Origin of the sequence: Pseudoalteromonas sp. S3178 (assembly GCF_005886985.1) — a bacterium.
Taxonomy (GTDB): Bacteria; Pseudomonadota; Gammaproteobacteria; order Enterobacterales; family Alteromonadaceae; genus Pseudoalteromonas; species Pseudoalteromonas carrageenovora.
The window spans coordinates 1-213 of record NZ_PNCW01000174.1; the positions used below are offsets into that span (position 1 = coordinate 1).

Sequence of the window (213 nt, forward strand, 5' to 3'; positions counted from 1 at the left end):
ATTGCCAGACTAATTGATATTGGCCCGGATCGCGTCTCGGTATTTAATTATGCCCATCTGCCAGAGCGTTTTGCCGCGCAGCGCAAAATTAAAGACGCCGATTTGCCCAGTGCCCAAGCCAAGCTGACGATGTTTAAAGAAACCCTCTCCGCCATGCTCGCGGCTGGATACCAATTCATTGGTATGGACCACTTTGCCAAGCCGGACGATGAA

At 51.2% G+C, this 213-nt stretch carries 1 pseudogene; it reads left to right on the plus strand.

Annotated elements, in window-relative coordinates:
* Positions 1-213: pseudogene (locus CWC11_RS20500) on the plus strand (oxygen-independent coproporphyrinogen III oxidase); the annotation flags it as partial.